This is a genomic window from Bradyrhizobium sp. JHI2711, from assembly GCF_056156565.1.
In genome coordinates, this window is record NZ_JBPZPT010000002.1 from 761,433 (window position 1) to 778,191 (window position 16,759).

18 protein-coding genes, 1 tRNA gene and 1 riboswitch are annotated in these 16,759 nt (G+C 66.9%); of the genes, 12 read left to right on the top strand and 7 right to left on the bottom strand.

The window, feature by feature from the left end; all coding sequences use genetic code 11:
* Positions 1-48: 48 nt before the first annotated feature.
* A riboswitch (SAM riboswitch) is annotated at positions 49-128 on the bottom strand.
* An 80-nt stretch (positions 129-208) separates the two neighbouring features.
* The 4 genes from ACTEK7_RS16065 (at position 209) to ACTEK7_RS16080 (ending at position 4,830) form a co-directional block, all read left to right on the top strand.
* Positions 209-1,345, top strand: coding sequence for a 2'-deoxycytidine 5'-triphosphate deaminase (locus tag ACTEK7_RS16065; RefSeq protein WP_370109566.1), 1,137 nt, complete (start codon positions 209-211; stop codon positions 1,343-1,345).
* A 105-nt stretch (positions 1,346-1,450) separates the two neighbouring features.
* A complete protein-coding gene (locus ACTEK7_RS16070; protein ID WP_035996379.1) occupies positions 1,451-1,864 on the top strand; it encodes a PAS domain-containing protein in 414 nt (137 codons plus the stop codon).
* 105 nt (positions 1,865-1,969) lie between these two features.
* Entirely contained in the window at positions 1,970-3,022 is a 1,053-nt protein-coding gene (locus tag ACTEK7_RS16075) for a hypothetical protein (RefSeq protein WP_225147448.1), read from the top strand.
* Positions 3,023-3,387: 365 nt separating this feature from the next.
* Complete coding sequence (locus ACTEK7_RS16080) at positions 3,388-4,830, top strand: MATE family efflux transporter (RefSeq protein ID WP_225147447.1); 1,443 nt, start codon at positions 3,388-3,390, stop codon at positions 4,828-4,830.
* Here ACTEK7_RS16080 and ACTEK7_RS16085 read toward each other — a convergent pair.
* From ACTEK7_RS16085 to ACTEK7_RS16105, 5 genes are all read right to left on the bottom strand, one after another.
* On the bottom strand, positions 4,827-5,303 hold the full coding sequence (locus ACTEK7_RS16085) for a hypothetical protein (RefSeq protein ID WP_225147446.1): 477 nt from the start codon (positions 5,301-5,303) through the stop codon (positions 4,827-4,829). The two genes, ACTEK7_RS16080 and ACTEK7_RS16085, sit on opposite strands and share 4 nt — an antisense overlap.
* A gap of 113 nt (positions 5,304-5,416) precedes the next feature.
* Complete coding sequence (locus ACTEK7_RS16090; protein ID WP_225147445.1) at positions 5,417-5,818, bottom strand: SRPBCC family protein; 402 nt, start codon at positions 5,816-5,818, stop codon at positions 5,417-5,419.
* A gap of 150 nt (positions 5,819-5,968) precedes the next feature.
* Positions 5,969-6,328: a VOC family protein gene (locus tag ACTEK7_RS16095; protein WP_225140686.1), complete on the bottom strand. Its 360-nt coding sequence runs from the start codon at positions 6,326-6,328 to the stop codon at positions 5,969-5,971.
* A gap of 58 nt (positions 6,329-6,386) precedes the next feature.
* Entirely contained in the window at positions 6,387-7,226 is an 840-nt protein-coding gene (locus ACTEK7_RS16100) for a helix-turn-helix domain-containing protein (protein WP_036020435.1), read from the bottom strand.
* Positions 7,227-7,235: 9 nt separating this feature from the next.
* On the bottom strand, positions 7,236-7,814 hold the full coding sequence (locus tag ACTEK7_RS16105; RefSeq protein ID WP_225147444.1) for a methylated-DNA--[protein]-cysteine S-methyltransferase: 579 nt from the start codon (positions 7,812-7,814) through the stop codon (positions 7,236-7,238).
* Positions 7,815-7,986: 172 nt separating this feature from the next.
* Between ACTEK7_RS16105 and ACTEK7_RS16110 the strand changes: the two genes are divergently transcribed.
* A tRNA-Gly gene (locus ACTEK7_RS16110) sits at positions 7,987-8,060 on the top strand.
* A 4-nt stretch (positions 8,061-8,064) separates the two neighbouring features.
* On the opposite strand, the gene ACTEK7_RS16115 is transcribed toward ACTEK7_RS16110, so the two are convergent.
* On the bottom strand, positions 8,065-9,057 hold the full coding sequence (locus tag ACTEK7_RS16115; RefSeq protein WP_225147443.1) for an alpha/beta fold hydrolase: 993 nt from the start codon (positions 9,055-9,057) through the stop codon (positions 8,065-8,067).
* 170 nt (positions 9,058-9,227) lie between these two features.
* Here ACTEK7_RS16115 and ACTEK7_RS16120 point away from each other — a divergent pair, with 170 nt between their 5' ends.
* Entirely contained in the window at positions 9,228-9,809 is a 582-nt protein-coding gene (locus ACTEK7_RS16120) for a helix-turn-helix domain-containing protein (RefSeq protein ID WP_074447667.1), read from the top strand.
* A 24-nt stretch (positions 9,810-9,833) separates the two neighbouring features.
* The gene (locus tag ACTEK7_RS16125) at positions 9,834-10,307 is read left to right on the top strand and encodes a GNAT family N-acetyltransferase (RefSeq protein WP_225147442.1); all 474 of its coding nucleotides are present in this window, start codon (positions 9,834-9,836) and stop codon (positions 10,305-10,307) included.
* A gap of 1 nt (position 10,308) precedes the next feature.
* Here the strand turns inward: ACTEK7_RS16125 and ACTEK7_RS16130 are convergent, their stop codons facing one another.
* Positions 10,309-10,836: a DUF1003 domain-containing protein gene (locus tag ACTEK7_RS16130; protein WP_109142190.1), complete on the bottom strand. Its 528-nt coding sequence runs from the start codon at positions 10,834-10,836 to the stop codon at positions 10,309-10,311.
* 110 nt (positions 10,837-10,946) lie between these two features.
* On the opposite strand from ACTEK7_RS16130, the gene ACTEK7_RS16135 reads away from it, so the two are divergent.
* The 5 genes from ACTEK7_RS16135 to ACTEK7_RS16155 all read left to right on the top strand — a co-directional run bounded on the left by ACTEK7_RS16135 (position 10,947) and on the right by ACTEK7_RS16155 (position 16,722).
* Positions 10,947-12,020 carry a LacI family DNA-binding transcriptional regulator gene (locus ACTEK7_RS16135; RefSeq protein ID WP_057028440.1) on the top strand — a complete coding sequence of 358 codons (1,074 nt, stop codon included), beginning with the start codon at positions 10,947-10,949 and terminating at the stop codon, positions 12,018-12,020.
* An 85-nt stretch (positions 12,021-12,105) separates the two neighbouring features.
* Positions 12,106-13,557 carry a xylulokinase gene (xylB, locus tag ACTEK7_RS16140; RefSeq protein ID WP_225147441.1) on the top strand — a complete coding sequence of 484 codons (1,452 nt, stop codon included), beginning with the start codon at positions 12,106-12,108 and terminating at the stop codon, positions 13,555-13,557.
* Positions 13,558-14,880, top strand: a complete 1,323-nt coding sequence (gene xylA, locus ACTEK7_RS16145; RefSeq protein WP_225147440.1) for a xylose isomerase — start codon at positions 13,558-13,560, stop codon at positions 14,878-14,880. It abuts the gene before it with no gap.
* Positions 14,881-14,893: 13 nt separating this feature from the next.
* Positions 14,894-15,652 carry an ATP-binding cassette domain-containing protein gene (locus ACTEK7_RS16150; RefSeq protein WP_109145592.1) on the top strand — a complete coding sequence of 253 codons (759 nt, stop codon included), beginning with the start codon at positions 14,894-14,896 and terminating at the stop codon, positions 15,650-15,652.
* Positions 15,652-16,722 (top strand): ABC transporter permease, encoded by a 1,071-nt coding sequence (locus ACTEK7_RS16155; RefSeq protein ID WP_036020476.1) that lies wholly within the window; start codon positions 15,652-15,654, stop codon positions 16,720-16,722. Before ACTEK7_RS16150 ends, ACTEK7_RS16155 begins: the two co-directional genes overlap by 1 nt.
* The last annotated feature ends 37 nt before the right edge of the window (positions 16,723-16,759 follow it).

Below are 16,759 nucleotides of genomic sequence, written 5' to 3' on the forward strand. Positions count from 1 at the left end.
CGAAAACGGTCACAAAAAAACCGGCCTGGATATCTCCACGGGCCGGGATCACAGAGGTCCCCGGCCTGTTTAGCGACTTATTTAACGTGGCTGCAAGCCGGCCGGCTCAAATCACCACGGGATAAGTGATGCTCATATTCCGCAATGCCCTTTCCGTCAAGGCGTCCATCGGATAGCCGTAAAAGACTTGTATTTCCGGCATGTCCGGATGCATTCGACCCTTGATGAGGACCCCCGGTTGACGTTCACGGTCGCCGCCGACGCCAATGGTATCCTGCCCGACCGCATGATTGCGGCGATGGCGGAAGAAGGTCTCATCCTGCCCGCCTACGACTTCGTCGAGAGCCAGATCCAGCCGGCGAGCCTCGATCTGCGCCTTGGCGACATCGCCTATCGGGTCCGCGCCAGCTTCCTCCCCGGGCCCGGTGCCACCGTGGCCGAGCGCATCGACGAGCTGAAGCTGCACGAGTTCAGCCTCGCCGACGGCGCGGTGCTTGAGACCAACTGCGTCTACATCGTGCCGTTGCTCGAGAGCCTCGCGCTGCCGCCGGAGATCGTCGCTGCCGCCAATCCGAAGAGCTCGACCGGCCGGCTCGACGTCTTCACCCGCGTGATCGCCGACGGCACCCGTCGCTTCGACATGATCGGCGCCGGCTATCACGGCCCGCTCTATGCCGAGATCAGCCCGAAGACGTTTCCGGTGCTGGTGCGCGAGGGCTCGCGTCTCAGCCAGGTGCGCTTCCGCACCGGCGATGCCATCCTCAATGCCGACGAGCTCGATGCGCTGCACGCCAGCGAGCGTCTCGTCGACATCGACGATGCCGATCTCTCCGGCGGCGTTGCCGTCTCGGTCGATCTCTCCGGCGAGAAGGCGAGCGGCTTCGTCGGCTACCGCGCCAAGCGCCACACCGGCGTCGTCGATGTCGACCGCCGCGCGGGCTACGCGGTGGAGGATTTCTGGGAGCCGATCTCGGCGCGCCCCGACGGCAGCCTGATCCTCGACCCCGGCGAGTTCTATATCCTCGCCTCCAAGGAAGCGGTGCAGGTGCCGCCCGATTACGCCGCTGAGATGGTGCCGTTCGATCCCCTGGTCGGCGAATTCCGCGTGCACTATGCCGGCTTTTTCGATCCCGGTTTCGGCTATGCCGGCGCTGGCGGGCTGGGATCGCGCGCCGTGCTGGAGGTGCGCTCGCGCGAGGTGCCGTTCATCCTCGAGCACGGCCAGATCGTCGGCCGCCTCGTCTACGAGAAGATGCTGGCCCGCCCCGACGCGATGTACGGCCAGCGCATCGGTTCCAACTACCAGGCGCAAGGCCTCAAGCTCTCGAAGCATTTTCGGGTGTAGCCCGATCCTGTAGCCCGGATGGAGCGCAAGCGTAATCCGGGAAGGTCTCACTTGTGGCGCGATCCCGGATTACGCTTTGCTCCATCCGGGCTACAAGGTGGTGACATGATTGAGCCATCCCAACTCGACGCACAGATCATCAACGACGTCGCGGACGCGCTGATCTATTCCGATCGCTCCGGCACGATCACACGCTGGAATCGCGCATCGACCGCGCTGTTCGGCTTCACGGCCGACGAAGCGCTCGGCCAGAACCTCGATCTGATCATTCCCGAACATCTTCGCGCCGCGCACTGGAAAGGCTTCGACGCCGCGCTCGCGAGCGGCACCATGAAGCTTGCGGGCAAGCCGACGCTGACCCGCGCGCTGCACAAGAGCGGGCGCAAGCTCTACATCGAGATGACCTTCGCATTGGTGCGAGACAACGATGGCGCGGTGCAGGGATCGGTGGCGATGGCTCGCGACGTCACGGAGCGCGTTGAGCGCGAACGGGCGGCCAAGGCGGCGCAAAATTCGTGATGCGGAATTGACGGAAAGCCGCGCAGGGAGGCCTGCACGCGCGTCATGTTGCCTGTCACCGGCGGCGGTGACACACTCGATCAAAACCATGATCAGGGAGCGAACATGACCACCGCACCAGACCTCGCGCGGGAAGCGCAATGGAAGCGCTGGCGTGCGATCGCCGATCTCTATCACGCCTGTTTCACCGGGCTGATCCTCACCGTCGTCACGCGCCGCGGCACGGCGGATGCCGCAGAATTCGTCTTCCGCGTGTTTCGTCGGCAGCAGCAGGAGCGTTTCCTGCCGGGGCTCAGGAAGCTCGGGATCGACCATCTGCCGCCGGCGGTCGCGGCTGCGCAATACCACTATCTCTCCAACTGGATCGGCGGCGTGCATGTCGAATACATGTACGAGAGCGACACCAAGGCTTGGATCCGCTATCCGCCGCCGCGCTGGATCTGGAAGGGCATCGCGATCTGTGGTGTGCCGGGCGAAGTCTCCCGCGCCATGCTGCGCGGCTGGCACGCCAACAACGGAGTTGCGCTCGGCGATCTCAGGCTCGGCTTCGTCTGCACCAAGCAGAGCGTCGACGGCCAGGACGGGCTCGAAGGCTATTACCATCTTTACGACCATCCGCTCGAGCTCGACGAGCGCCTGGTGTTCGCGCGGCACCTGGAGGCGCCTTTGTTCGATGCGACGACGGCGCCCGCATTGCCGGTCGCGAGCTGGCCAAGACCGCGGCTGGAAAAGGCCTATCGCAATTACGCGATGGAATATGTCCGCACTGCCGCGCCCGTGATGGTGCAGCTGTTCGGTCCGGAGGATGCCCGCTATCTGCTGCACCTCACCGGCAAGCTGATCGGCATGCAATATTTCGACGAGGTCGCCGCGGCGCTGGCGACGACCCGCGGCGGCGCGCGAGAATTCGCATCGTTCCTGAACGCGCTGCTCGCCGCGCAGGATGATGCGGCCGAGATGACGCAATCGGAAGGCACGTTCGAGATCCGGCAGCAGAGCTGGAAGCTGATGGACGACGTCGCCGATTATCATCGCGCCTGCGCCAAGGTGCTGGAGGGATTGTTTGAGGGTCTCGCCGCAGGCTGCGGACGGCATATCGGCGTGCAGATGCGCACCGCGGTAGGCGGGCGCCCGCCGCTGGTGTGGACCATCGGTTAGGCGACGGCCGCAACGGACTTCACCTCGCCCCGCTTGCAGGGAGAGGTCGGATTGCATCGAAGATGCAATCCGGGTGAGGGGGAGTCTCCGCGAGTCCAGCTCTCGCCGTCTTCGCGGATAGAGCCCCTCACCCCGACGCTCTCGGCGCGAGCAAGGCTCGTCGCGGCCCCGTAAGAACGGGGAGAGGGAGAAGAACGAATTCCACCGCTTGAAATGCGCTGCCGCAGGGCACGCCTGCATCGGGCGCAGGCAGAATCGGAGCACGCCGTGCTAACACGCCTCAGCCGCGCCATTCGCGCGAACGACGCCATTGGCACACCAAGTGATTGCTGCGCTGCAAACGGCGCCTGCGCCCGGGAGAGGACATGTCCGACATCGCCGAAATCCCGGTCGATGAGCAAGAGCGCCCACTGCCGCCGCCTCCGCCGCCGATCAGAAGCGCCCTGACCGAGGGGCCGATTCTGCGCACGCTGCTGTCGCTCGCCTGGCCGAACGCGATCGGTCTGTCGGCCGGCATTTGCGTGGTGATCGCCGAGACCTCCTATGTCGGCCGGCTCGGCGTCGAGGCGCTGGCGGCGATGGCGCTGGTGTTTCCGACGATCATTCTGACCATGACGATGTCCGGCGGCGCCATGGGCGGCGCGGTGGCCTCGGCCATCGCGCGTGCGCTCGGCGCCGGCAATCGCGAGCGCGCCGGCATATTGGCCGTGCACGCGATGCTCATCGGCATCAGCTTCGGATTCGTCTTCATGCTGGGCATGTTGATCTTCGGGCCGAGGCTGCTCGAGATGCTCGGCGGCCGCGGCGATGTGCTGACGCATGCGATCGCCTACACGCAGGTGTTCTTCGGCGGCGCCGTGCTGCCCTGGCTGCTCAACACCATGGCGGGCATCTTGCGCGGTACCGGCAACATGAAGCTGCCGTCGTTCCTGATCCTCAACTCCGCGGCCTGGCAGATCGTGCTCGGCGGCACGCTCGGTCTCGGGCTCGGGCCAGTGCCGCAGTTCGGCATGCGCGGCGTCGCCGCTGGCGCGCTGATCGCCTACACCATGAACATCGGCATCATGAGCTGGTACCTGTTCTCCGGCCGCGCGCGGATCACGCTGAAGCTGCGCGGCCTGCGCATCCAATGGGCGATGTTCTTCGACATCCTCAAGGTCGGCGCCATCGCCTGCTTCTCGCCGCTGCAATCGGTGCTGACGATCTCGATCTTCACGCACATGCTGGCGCAGTTCGGCACTGCGATCCTCGCCGGCTACGGCGTCGGCGCGCGGCTCGAATTCCTGCTGACCTCGATCGCATTCTCGTTCGGCATCGCCTGCGTGCCGATGGTCGGGATGGCGATCGGCGCCGGCCGCATCGCGCGGGCCCGGCGCATCGCCTGGACCGCCAGCGTTGCTGCTTTCGTGGCGGTCGGCGTGCCGGCGTGCCTCGTTGCGATCTTCCCCGATCTCTGGGTCAACATGTTCACCGACAGTGTGGCGGTGCGCGCGGCGAGCCATCAATATCTTTCGACCGTCGGGCCGTTCTACGCCTTCTTCGGCCTGGCAACGACGATGTATTTCTCCTCGCAAGGCGCGGCCAAGGTGATCGGGCCCGTGCTGGCGCAGACCGCGCGGCTGATCTACATCGCCGGAATCGGCTGGTGGCTGTCGAGGCACGGCGCCAGCGCGCAGAGCTTCTTCTGGCTCGCCGCGAGCTCGATGGTCGTGCTCGGCCTCTTGTCGTGCTCCAGCGTCGTGCTGACACGCTGGGGACCGCGCGAGACGAAGCCTGCGATCAAGCCGGCGCTTTCGGCTGCGGACTAGCGACGCTTGTGGCGGCGATGGCCGCCGCCGGTATTGGCGAGACGCATCAATTGCGGGATCATCGCCATCATGTCGCTGCCGCCGCTGCCGCCGAGCATGCCCATGATGTCGCCGCCGCCCATGCTGCCGATCCCGACCGGCATGGTGCCGCCGCCCATCGGCGCGTAACCGCCGTAGCTCGGTGCACCGAATCCGCCGCCGAAATTGTCGCCGCCCATCATGCCGCCGAGCCCGCCGCCGCCGTTCTCCATCATGCGGCTCATCATCGGGCCCATGGTCTGCATCAGCATGGCGAAGCGGCGCTTGCCCATCTTCGCCTTCATCATCTCCAGCATCGGCGCCATCTGGGTCATCATGTCCTCGCCGCCGGCATCGCCGCCGCCGAGGAATTGCGCCTTTGCCGGCACGCTCGAGATTGAAAACAGCAGCAGCACCGCGGCCGCCTGGCAGATCACCTTGTCCGCACCTCTCATTGCATGCTCCTCGCGTGCGTGGCGCCGCCGGGAGAGCGGAGCCGACCGGACGCACGAGGGCATGGTTAGGGCGGTCGAGGACGGGCTTCTGTGAGACAACTCACAGTGAATGATCAGGCCGAAGCGGGCGGAAACGCCTTGTGCATGGCGGCCACCGCCTCCTTGGTTTGCCCCTGAACGTAAGGCGCGAGCTCGTTCGGCAGCATGTCGATGATCCAGACGAGGCGGCAGCTCGCCTCGCCCTCGGCGATGACCTGAACCGAGGCGCTGTAATGCCTCAGCCGCTCGTTGCTGATGGCATAGACCAGGCGCCGCCGCGCATCGTCGCAATCGATCAGCACCTCGCGCGCCACCGAGCCGTTTGCGAAGGTGACGATGCGCGCATCACCGTCGAGCGTGCACGCCGTGACGAAGCCCGGCACCAGCCGCCGATGCAGCGCGCCGAAATCGCGCACGGCGTCCCAGACGTCGCGCGCGGAGGCGGGGAGGGAGACGTCGTTGTGGATGGAGGCCATGATCTCTCCTGGAATGCGTAGGGTGGGCAAAGGCGCGCTCTTCGCGCGCCGTGCCCACCATTCATCGGGCGTTGTCGCGAGCAATTGGTGGGCACGGTACGCTTTGCCCACCCTACGCGATCTCGCAATGACGGAGCGAGTGGCTAGCGCTCACGCGCAAACCGCCTCGACATTGTTACCATCAGGATCGATCAGGAACGCCGCGTAATAGGTCGGGCTGTAATCCCTGCGCGGGCCGGCGCCGCCATTGTCGCGGCCGCCGCTCCTGAGGCCTTCGCTGTGAAATGCCTTGACCGCATCATGATCCCCGGCGCGGAAGGCGATGTGGACGCCATCTGCCTTGCGGCCCTTGTTCAGGTGCAGCCACAGCGCCGGCTCGCCCTTCGGCCCGAAACCGGCATAACCGTCGCCGCTCGAGCACAGGACAAAACCGAGCGGCGCCAGCACCGCGCTGTAGAAGCGCGTGGCGGCGTCGAGGTCGGCAACGCGCAATCCGATGTGGTCGTACATGTTCGTCTCCATTGCGAAGAAGCGTGCCGCGAAGGGCACGCGCCGGAGACGACCCTAGTCAGTTGAGGGCAAGCTGCTCTTGGAGAATCTTGCGCTCCCCCTTCGACGCCTGCCGGAACTTGGTCGGCGACACGCCGGCGGCGCGATGGAAGGTGCGGACGAAATTGGAGAGATCGCCGAAGCCGACGTCATAGGCGATATCGGTGACGGCGATGTCCTCGTCAGCGAGCAGCCGTGCCGCGTGGCGCAGCCGGGAGCGCACCAGATATTGATGCGGGGTGACACCGAGCACGGCCGAGAACAGCCGCAGGAAATGAAACGGGCTCAATCCCGCCTGCTTGGCTGCTTGCTCGAGGTCGAGCTCGGCATGCGAGTTATCGTCGATCCACAGCGCCGCCTCCACCGCGCGGCGGCGGTCGCGTGCGGTGGGAGTGGCCGGCTTGCGCGCTTTGCCCGAGACGGCGTCGACAAAACGGCCGGCCAGGATCTGGCCGATCTCGTCGAGGCCGAGATCGCTGTTGCCTTCTGCTGCCGTCTGGGCCAGCTCGCCCAGCACCATCAGCTCGGGCAGCGGCGGCGTTGCGCCGATCTGCCAGACCTCGCGCCGCCCGCCGAGGGCGTCGACCAGGTCCTCGCTGAAGAAGAAGCCGAGGCAGACGTCGCCGGACACGTGCTCATGCGTGCAGGTGTATTCCTCGCCGGGGGCGCCGATCAGCATCGAGCCCGCCACCAGCTCGAAGAAGCCGGCGCGGCAATGGCAGCCGAAGCTGCCGGAGCGCACATAGGCGATGGAATGGCCGGTGCGGCATTCCGCAAACGGCCTGTCGTCCGGTCCCGCATCGCAGCGAAACTCGGAAGCCGTGATCGAGGGCGTCGTCAGCAACGTGGTGGCGTGCATGCCGCCTATTTAGGTAGGGGCACGGGGCGGAGCAACCGGCAGCAGCACTTCGAACAAGGTCTTGCTGGCGACGGGATGGGCGCCTTCAAGCGCCAGCAGCCGCCGCTTCGAGATCACGCCGCCGTAAGGCGAGAGCCGGTCGGTGTAATTGCCAGCCTCCAGCACCCTGTGGCAGGGCACGATCAGCATGAAGGGATTCTTCGCGATCGCCTGCGCCACGGAATAGGACGCGTCGGAGGCGCCGAGCGCTCGGGCGACCTCGTGATAGGTGCGTGTCTCCCCGCGCGGAATGCTGCAGGTGTACTCGTAGACGCGCCGGTTGAAGCCGGGCACCCCGCCGGCGTCCAGGCTGACCTCGGAAAAATCGGGATCGTGACCCTGCAGCAGGCCCGTGATGCCCTCGATCGCAAGCTCGGCATTCTCGGACGGGCGCTGCTCCCGCGCCTCGGGATGGACCTGGAAAATCTGGCGGCGGGTGTCGATCTCCCGCGCCTCCGGCAATTGCACGGCGACCACGCCGGTGCCGCTCCAGATGATGCCGCAACGGCCGATGGCCGTATCGAATATCGCGTAAGCCCGCCCCACCATGCACACGCCCCACTCAGTGCACGTTTCTCCCCGGAGAAGCGATCATAACACCGCCACAATCCGGCGCACCTGGAATCTTATCAGGACGTTAACAACCGCCCCGCTGGTCGCGCCAAACCGCTTGGCGGCAGGCGCCGTCTCGGCTAATCAAGAGGGGCGCAAAGCGCGCATCGCGGGCGTAGTTCAATGGTAGAACGGCAGCTTCCCAAGCTGCATACGAGGGTTCGATTCCCTTCGCCCGCTCCAGCCCTTAGTTAGGCAGGCTTCTCAGAAACTGGACGATCGCCGCGTTCACCTCCGCCGGCCGCTCCTGCTGCGTCCAATGTCCGCAGCCGGGCAGCATCTTGATGTCGCGCAGCTGCGGCACCCATTGCTTCATGTTGGCGAGATGTTCGGCGGCACCGGGGAAGGCGATGACCATGTCATGGTCGCCGGCGATGAAGAGCGAGGGCACCACCACCTGCATGCCCTCGAATGCTGCCATCAGCTCCCAATTGCGATCGATGTTTCGGTAGTAATTGAGCGGCCCGCGAAAGCCGCTGCGCGCAAATTCGGCAGCGTAGTGGTCGAGCTCGGCGGCACTCAGCCACGACGGAAGCGGCACCGGCACCTTCGGCAGCATGCCGTCCTTTCGGGAGACCATGCCGGCGGCGACCGTCCGCCCTTGACGCTCGGCATTGGCGCGGATCGCGGTCGCCCCTTCGCCGGAGCCGCCGAAGAGCATGGCGCCGAGCGTTGCGCGAGGATCCCGCTCGAACTCCGCTTCGGCGATACCTGGCTCCTGGAAGTACAGCTGATAGAACTGCGCATCCGCCGTCTGCGGCATGACGCTCGTCGGCCGCACGGGACTGCGCGGCCGATACGGTACGCTGAGGATCGCGGCGGCCCGGAAGCGATCGGGCCGCAGGCGCGCCGTGTGCCAAGCGATTGTCGCGCCCCAGTCATGTCCAACGATGACGGCGTCCTTTGCCTCGAACGCGTCGAGCACGCCGACGAGATCGCCGACCATATGGAGGATCGTGTATTGATCGATCGCTCCGGGCCGGTCGCTCTTTCCGTAGCCGCGCATATCCGGTGCGACCGCGTGGTAGCCAGCCGCCGCCAGCGCCTCGAGTTGATGCCGCCAGGAGTACCAGCCTTCCGGAAAGCCATGGCAGAGCAGCACCATAGGCCCGTCGCCCTGCTCGGCGACATTGAGGCTGATGCCGTTGGCTTTGATCCTCCGCTGCGTCGGGCCATCCATTCGTCGCCTCCGATTTTTTGTGGTTGGGGCGCATCCTAATCGGGCGTACGGCCTGCGCAAAATTTCTAATATATTGGACTGCCGCTCCCGGCGTGTGCCTCCGCGCGCGCTAAGCTTCTCTCACCCCGGCGGATGCGGTCCTCGTATCGGGCGATGTTCGGATGAAACCCATGGACCAGCAAAAACTCGATCGCGCCATCGGTCGGCGCCTGAAGACGCTGCGGACGCAGGCCGGAATGACGTTGAACGAGCTTGCAGGCCGCTCCGGCGTCAGCCGGGCCATGATCGGGCGGGTGGAGCGGGCACAGAGCAGTGCGACGGCGGCGCTGCTCAACAAGCTCTGCGCGGCGCTCGACGTCACGCTCAGCGATGTCGTCGCGCTCGCCGAGAAGCCGCCGGAGCGCCTGGTGCGGCTGGCGGACCAGCCGCTCTGGCGCGACCCCGACAGCGGCTATCGCCGGCGGCACGCCTCGCCGCCGGATGCGGCCAGCGGCATCGAGATCATCGTGGTCGACCTTCCCGCCGGCGCGCGCGTCTCCTACAGCCCGTGGGGCCGCAACGCCTTCACCCAGCAGCTCCTGATGCTGGAGGGCGCCATCGCCGTGCATATCGACGCCAAGGCGGTGCGGCTGCGCGAGGGCGATTGTCTGGATTTCGACGTGATGCGCGCCGTGATCTTCGAGAACGAAACCAAGCAGGACGCGCGCTATGTCATCATCGTCAGGCGCGGCGCGTCCTACGGCAAGATGTGAGGGCAGGACGTGGAGACGAGCACGATGCAGATCCGGACCGGCGACACCTCTGATGCGCGCGTCGTCGCGCTGCTCGATCATCACGTCACGGCCGCGCGGGCGCAGACGGCGCCGGGCAGCGCCCATGCGCTCGATCTCGCGGGCCTGCGTGCGCCAGAGGTCGCGTTCTGGACCGGCTGGGACGGCGAGACGCTGGTCGCCACCGGCGCGTTGAAGACGCTTTCGACTGGCCACGGCGAGGTCAAGTCGATGCACACGCTGCAGACCGCGCGCCGGCGCGGCTATGGCGGCCAGATGCTGCGCCACATCATCGCGGAAGCCCGCGGGCGCGGCATGACGCGGCTCAGCCTCGAGACCGGCTCGTGGGACTATTTCAAGCCGGCACACGCACTCTATCTGGCGCACGGTTTCGTCGCATGCGGCCCGTTCGAAGGTTATGTCGAGGACCCCAACAGCCTGTACCTGACGCTCGACTTGTCGGCGCCAGAGCGCGAATAGCTCAAGAGCGCGTCTCCTCGATCTTGTCGAGCACGCGCTCGGGGGCGATGTCCCGGGCCGCCTCCTGCAGGTCGCGCTCCGCGTCCGGCTTGACGTCGAGCCGCTCGGCGACCTGAGTGAGCAGGCGGGCCACCTTGGTCAGCTCGTGCTCGGCGAGCAGGCTGATCTGGAGATCGAGATCGGCGCGCTTGTCGGCCGCCGCGGTCATGCGGTTCTGCGAGATCAGCACGAAGGTGGAGAGGAAGATCGCCTCCACCGAGGCGATCATCGCCAGCATGACGAAGCTCTCGTCCCAGGCCGGAATTCCCGGAATCCAATGCAGGTTGGCGATGATCCAGAACCCGAACAAGGCGAGGTGCAGGTAGACGAAGATCATGCTGCCGGTGAAGGCCGTGATCGCGTCCGCGACCTTGTCCTGGCCGCGTGCCGCCTGCTGCTCACGGCGCCGCCGCGCCACCAGTGCCTGGATGTTGCGCTCGAGCGTCGGGCTCAGCCCCTCGCCGGAATCATGGGTGATGTCGTTATGCACGCCCCGGCAACGGCCCGCCGGGGAAGCCGTTCCTGTAAGGGGAAGCAAAAAGACCGATCCCCTCATCAAATGAGTTGCGTACCTCAAAACACCTCTGCTAGCCTTCAGCCATGGCCGAGACCCTCGCCCCGACTGTGCTGACGCTGAAGGACATCGCCCGCGAGGCCGGTGTCAGCCTCGCCACGGTCGATCGCGTGCTGCACAACCGGCCGGGGGTCCGCCCCGACACGGTCCGGCGCGTCAAGGACGCCATCGCGCGCAATTCGTTCCAGCCGCATGTGGCCGCCGCCGAGCTCGCGCGCGGCCGGGCCCGCCGCTTCGCCTTCGTGATGCCGTCGGGCTCGAACCCGTTCATGCAGCAGATCGAGGCCTATCTCGGCGAGATGGCGGCCTGGCTGTCGGCCCGCCGCCTCAATGTCGAGATGATCGCCACCGACGTGTTCGAGCCCGCCGCGCTCGCGGCTTCGCTCGAGGCGCTGTCGGGCGACTATGACGGCGTCGCCGTGGTGGCGCTGGACCATCCGAGCGTCCGCGCCGCCATCAACGACCTCGTCGACGCCGGCGCCAAGGTCGTGACGCTGGTCTCGGATGTGCCGTCCTCGCGCCGCCACCATTATGTCGGCATCGACAACATCGCCGCGGGCCGCACCGCCGGCGCGCTGGTCGGGCGCCTGGTCGGCCAGAGGTCCGGCAAGGTCGCGATCATCGCGGGCTCGCAGGGCCTGCGCGATCATGCCGAGCGCATCTTCGGCTTCAACCAGGTGATGGCGTCGGAATTCCCCGATCTCAGCGTGCTGCCGGTGCTGGAAGGGCGCGACGAGGACGATCGTTCGGAGCAGCTGCTGGCGCGGCTGCTTGGCAAGCATGGCGACATCGTCGGCCTCTACAACGTCGGCGCCGGCACGCAGGGCGTCGCCAAAGCGCTGAACGACAAGGCCCAGAACGCGAAGGCATCCGGCGCGGCCGGGCGCGACAAGCAGGTGGTGTTCGTCGGGCACGACGTCACCGCGCTGACCCGCCGCTTGCTGCTGCAGGGCGTGATGGATGCCGCGATCTCGCAGAACCCCGGACATGAAGCGCGCGCGGCCGTCCGCGTGCTGCTCGCGCTCGCCCGCGGCGAGCCGATCTTGAGTGAACAGGAGAAGATCCGGATCGACATCGTGATGCGGGACAATCTGCCCTAGCGGCAGGTGAACTTGGAAACGGGACCGCCAGCGGGGAAAAGCGACGCAAGATCGCTCTCCCGCGGCAGGCGAAAGGGAGGACGATTTGTATCTCGGGATCGACATCGGCACATCCGGTGTGAAAGCGGTGCTCGTGAGCGAAGCCGGCGCGGTGACCGCGACGGCGGCGCGCGAGCTTGCGCTGTCGCACCCGGCGCCGCTGTGGTCCGAGCAGGATCCCGACGCCTGGGTCGATGCGGCCGTCGGCGCCGTCGACGATCTCGCCGCGCGCCATCCGCGCGAGGTTGCGCAGGTGCGCGGCATCGGGCTGTCGGGTCAGATGCACGGCGCGACGCTGCTTGGCGAGGACGGCCGGCCGCTGCGTCCGGCCATCCTCTGGAACGACGGCCGCTCGCAGGCCGAATGCGCCGCGCTGGAGCGGCGCTGTCCCTCGCTGCACGCGATTGCCGGCAATCTCGCGATGCCGGGCTTCACCGCGCCGAAGCTACTCTGGGTGGCACGGCACGAGCCGAAGATCTTCGACCGCGTGGCAAAGGTGCTGCTGCCGAAAGCCTATGTCCGCTATCGCCTCACCGGCGAGATGGTCGAGGACATGTCGGACGCGTCAGGCACGCTGTGGCTCGACGTCGGCCTGCGGCGCTGGTCCGCGCTGCTGCTGCATGCCACCGGGCTCGATCTGCACCACATGCCGCGCCTCGTCGAGGGCAGTGCGGTGAGCGCGGTGCTCGCGCCTGAATACGCGCAGCGCTGGGGCATGGCGAAAAATGTCGTGGTCGCGGGCGGCGCCGGCGACAATGCGGCCAGCGCGATCGGGCTCGGCGCCATCGCGCCGGGCGATGCCTTCCTGTCGCTGGGAACGTCGGGTGTCCTGTTCCGCGTCACCGATCGCTTCGCCCCCGCGCCGGCTTCGGCGGTGCATGCCTTCTGCCACGCGCTGCCCGGCCTCTGGCACCAGATGGGCGTGATGCTGTCGGCCGCAGCTTCGCTCGCCTGGCTGGCCGGCGTGATGGAGACGCCGGCCGCAGCGCTCCTGGCGCCGCTCGGCGAGCGCGTCGATGCACCTGGCACGGTCCAGTTCCTGCCTTATCTCGACGGCGAGCGCACGCCGCACAACGATGCCGCCGCCAGCGGCGCTTTCGTCGGCCTGCGCGGCGCGGCCGGGCGTTCAGAGATCGTGCAGGCCGTGCTCGAAGGCGTCGCCTTTGCCGCGCGCGACAATCTGGCGGCGCTGAGCGCAGCCAGCGGGCCGATCGGCGAGGTCGATTTCGTCGGCGGCGGCTCGCGCTCGCCGCTATGGGCGCAGATCTGCGCCGACGTGCTCGGCATGCCCGTCCACCGCGTCGAGGAAGGCGAGGTCGGCGCCGCGCTCGGCGCCGCGCGGCTCGGCCGGCTCGCTGCGACCGGCGAGAACCCCGCGGACGTCTGCACGCGCCCGCGCAGGCTTGCAAGCTTCACACCCCGCCCGTCCGTCGCTGCGGCCTATGACGAGGCCTATCGGCGATGGCGCGCGCTTTATCCCGCATTGAAGGAGCCTTAAGTGAACGCGCCAGCCAAATTCTTCGATGCAAGTGCACCCGTCGCCTTCGGCGGCAAGGAGGCCGAAGGCGCGCCCGCCTTCCGCTGGTACGACAAGGACCGCCTGGTGCATGGCCGCCGGCTCGAGGATCACTTGCGCTTTGCGGTCTGCTATTGGCATTCGTTCTGCTGGCCGGGCGGCGATCCCTTCGGCGGCGAGACCTTCCTGCGGCCTTGGCACCACGGCACCGACGCGATGGCGATGGCCCGCGCCAAGGCCGATGCCGCCTTCGAGCTGTTCCGCCTGCTGGACGTCCCCTTCTTCACCTTCCACGACGTCGATGCGGCGCCGGAGGGCGCTTCGCTCGCCGAGTCCGTCGCCAACCTCAACGCCATCGCCGATCTGTTCGAGCAGAAGATGGCATCGAGCAAGGTCCGCCTGCTCTGGGGCACTGCGAACCTGTTCACGCACCGCCGCTACATGGCGGGCGCCGCGACCAATCCGGATCCCGACATCTTCACCTATGCCGCCGGCCAGGTCCGTGCCGCACTGGAGGTGACGCACCGGCTCGGTGGGCAGAACTACGTGCTGTGGGGCGGACGCGAGGGCTACGAGACGCTGCTCAACACCGATCTCAAGCGCGAGCTCGACCAGCTCGGCCGCTTCGTCTCGCTCGTCGTCGAGCACAAGCACAAAATCGGCTTCAAGGGCCCGCTGCTGATCGAGCCGAAGCCGAAGGAGCCGACCAAGCATCAATATGATTTCGACGTCGCCACCTGCTACGGCTTCCTCGAACGCTACGACCTGCTCAAGGACGTCAAGCTCAACATCGAGCAGAACCACGCCATCCTCGCCGGTCACTCCTTCCATCACGAGGTCGCGCTGGCCGAGGCGCTCGGCGTGTTCGGCTCGCTCGACATCAACCGGGGCGACGATCTGCTCGGCTGGGACACCGACCAGTTCGCGATGAACGTGCCGGAGCTGGCGCTGGTGTTCCACGAGATCCTGAACCGTGGCGGCTTCACCACGGGTGGACTCAATTTCGATGCCAAGATCCGCCGCCAGTCGATCGATCCCGATGATCTCATCCATGCCCATGTCGGCTCGATGGATGCCTGTGCGCGGGCCTTCCTCGCCGCCGCCGACATGCTCGACGCCGGCACGCTGAGTGCGCCGCTCGCAAAACGTTACGAGGGCTGGGCGAGCCCGGAGGGCCGCGCCATTCTCGGCGGCCAGCGTTCGCTCGCCGATCTCGCCGACCGTGCGATGTCTCCCGGCTTCGATCCGCAGCCGCGCTCGGGCCGGCAGGAATATCTGGAAACCCTGGTCAACCGCTATGTCTGAGGAAACGCCGCTGATGACGAAGACTGACGCGACGCCGGTGCTCGAGCTCACCGGCATCGGCAAGGAGTTCGGCGCGATCCGCGCGCTGCACGACGTCGATATGCAGGTCTGGCCCGGCGAGGTGGTCGGCCTGATGGGCGACAACGGCGCCGGCAAGTCGACGCTGGTGAAGATCATCGCCGGCAATTTCCGCCCCACGCATGGCGAGATGCGCTTTGCCGGCAGCGCGGTGCATTTCAACCGGCCGGTCGATGCCCGCGCCGTCGGCATCGAGGTCGTCTACCAGGACCTCGCGCTGGCGGATAATCTCACGGCCGCCGCCAACGTCTTCCTCGGCCGCGAGTTGAAGCGCAGGTTCGGACCGATTGCCTTGCTCGACCACAAGGCGATGGCATCGCGCGCGCTGGAGCTGTTCGGCGAGCTGCGTTCGGAGACGCGCCCGGACGATCTCGTCAGACAGATGTCGGGCGGCCAGCGCCAGGCGGTCGCGATCGCGCGTACCCGGCTCTCCAATGCGCGGCTGGTAATGATGGACGAGCCGACCGCCGCGATCTCGGTGCGCCAGGTCGAGCAGGTGCTCGGCCTGATCCACCGGCTCAAGGAGCAGGGCGTCGCCGTGATGCTGATCTCGCACCGCATGCCCGACGTGTTCGCCGTATGCGACCGCGTCGTCGTCATGCGACGCGGCGAGAAGCGCGCCGACAAGTCGATTCACCAGACCTCCCCCGAGGAGGTCACCGCCCTCATCACCGGTGCGAAGGAGGCGGCGTGATGGCCATGCCCTTGGAATCCCCGATCAGCTTCACCAATGTCGGCAAGATCAGGTGGTGGCAGCGCGGCATCTTCGCCTCGCAGACCGGCTACGTCCTGCTCGCGCTGGCGGTGCTGTTGGTGATCATGCATTTCGCCAGCCCCTACTTCTTCACCCAGGGCAACATGCAGAACGTGGCGAAGAACTTTTCCTTCATCGCCATTGCGACGCTCGGCGTCACCTTCGTGATCATCACCGGCGGCATCGATCTGTCGGTGGGATCGATGATGTGCTTCTCCGCCATGATCACCTCGATGGTGATGACCGAGCTGTCGGCGCCCGGATCGCCGCTGGTGCACATGGCGGCCGACGGCAAGACCGTGCTCGCCAATGTTCCGGGGCTGATCCTGCTCATCTCGATCCTCGCCGGCCTCGGCGTCGCGCTGATTGCGGGCCTCGTCAACGGCTTCTGCATCGCCGTGCTCGGCCTGTCGCCCTTCGTCACCACGCTCGGCATGCTCTCGATCGTGCGCGGGCTCGGCTATGTCGTCTCCAACGGACGCGGCAGCTTCCCGGGTGGGCCCGACGCCGATTATTTCTATGCGCTCACGTCCGGTGACGTGCTCGGCGTGCCGGCGCCGTTCATCTATCTCGTGATCCTGGCGCTGACCATGGCGGTGGTGCTGCACCACACCTCGTTCGGCCGCCACGTCTTTGCGCTCGGCGGCAACGAGAAGGCGGCCGAGCTCACCGGCATTCCGGTGGTGCGGGTGAAGATCGAGGTCTACGTGATCTGCGCGCTCGCCGCGGGCCTGCAGGGCATCATCATCTCCGGCTGGCTCGGATCGGCGCCGGCCAACATGGCGATGTCCTACGAGCTCAACGTGATCGCGGCGGCCGTGATCGGCGGTGCCAATCTCGCCGGCGGCATCGGCGGCCCGCTCGGGGCCATCGTCGGCTGCGTGCTGCTGGAGGTGATCCGCAACGGCCTCGTGCTGGCCCAGGTCTCCTCGTACTGGCAGCAGACGTTGGTCGGCGTGATCATCATTCTGGCTGTGCTGGTCGACCGCGTCCGCTCGCGGATGACCTGACATGACGACATCTCGGGAAGGCAAGGAAACCGTCGCC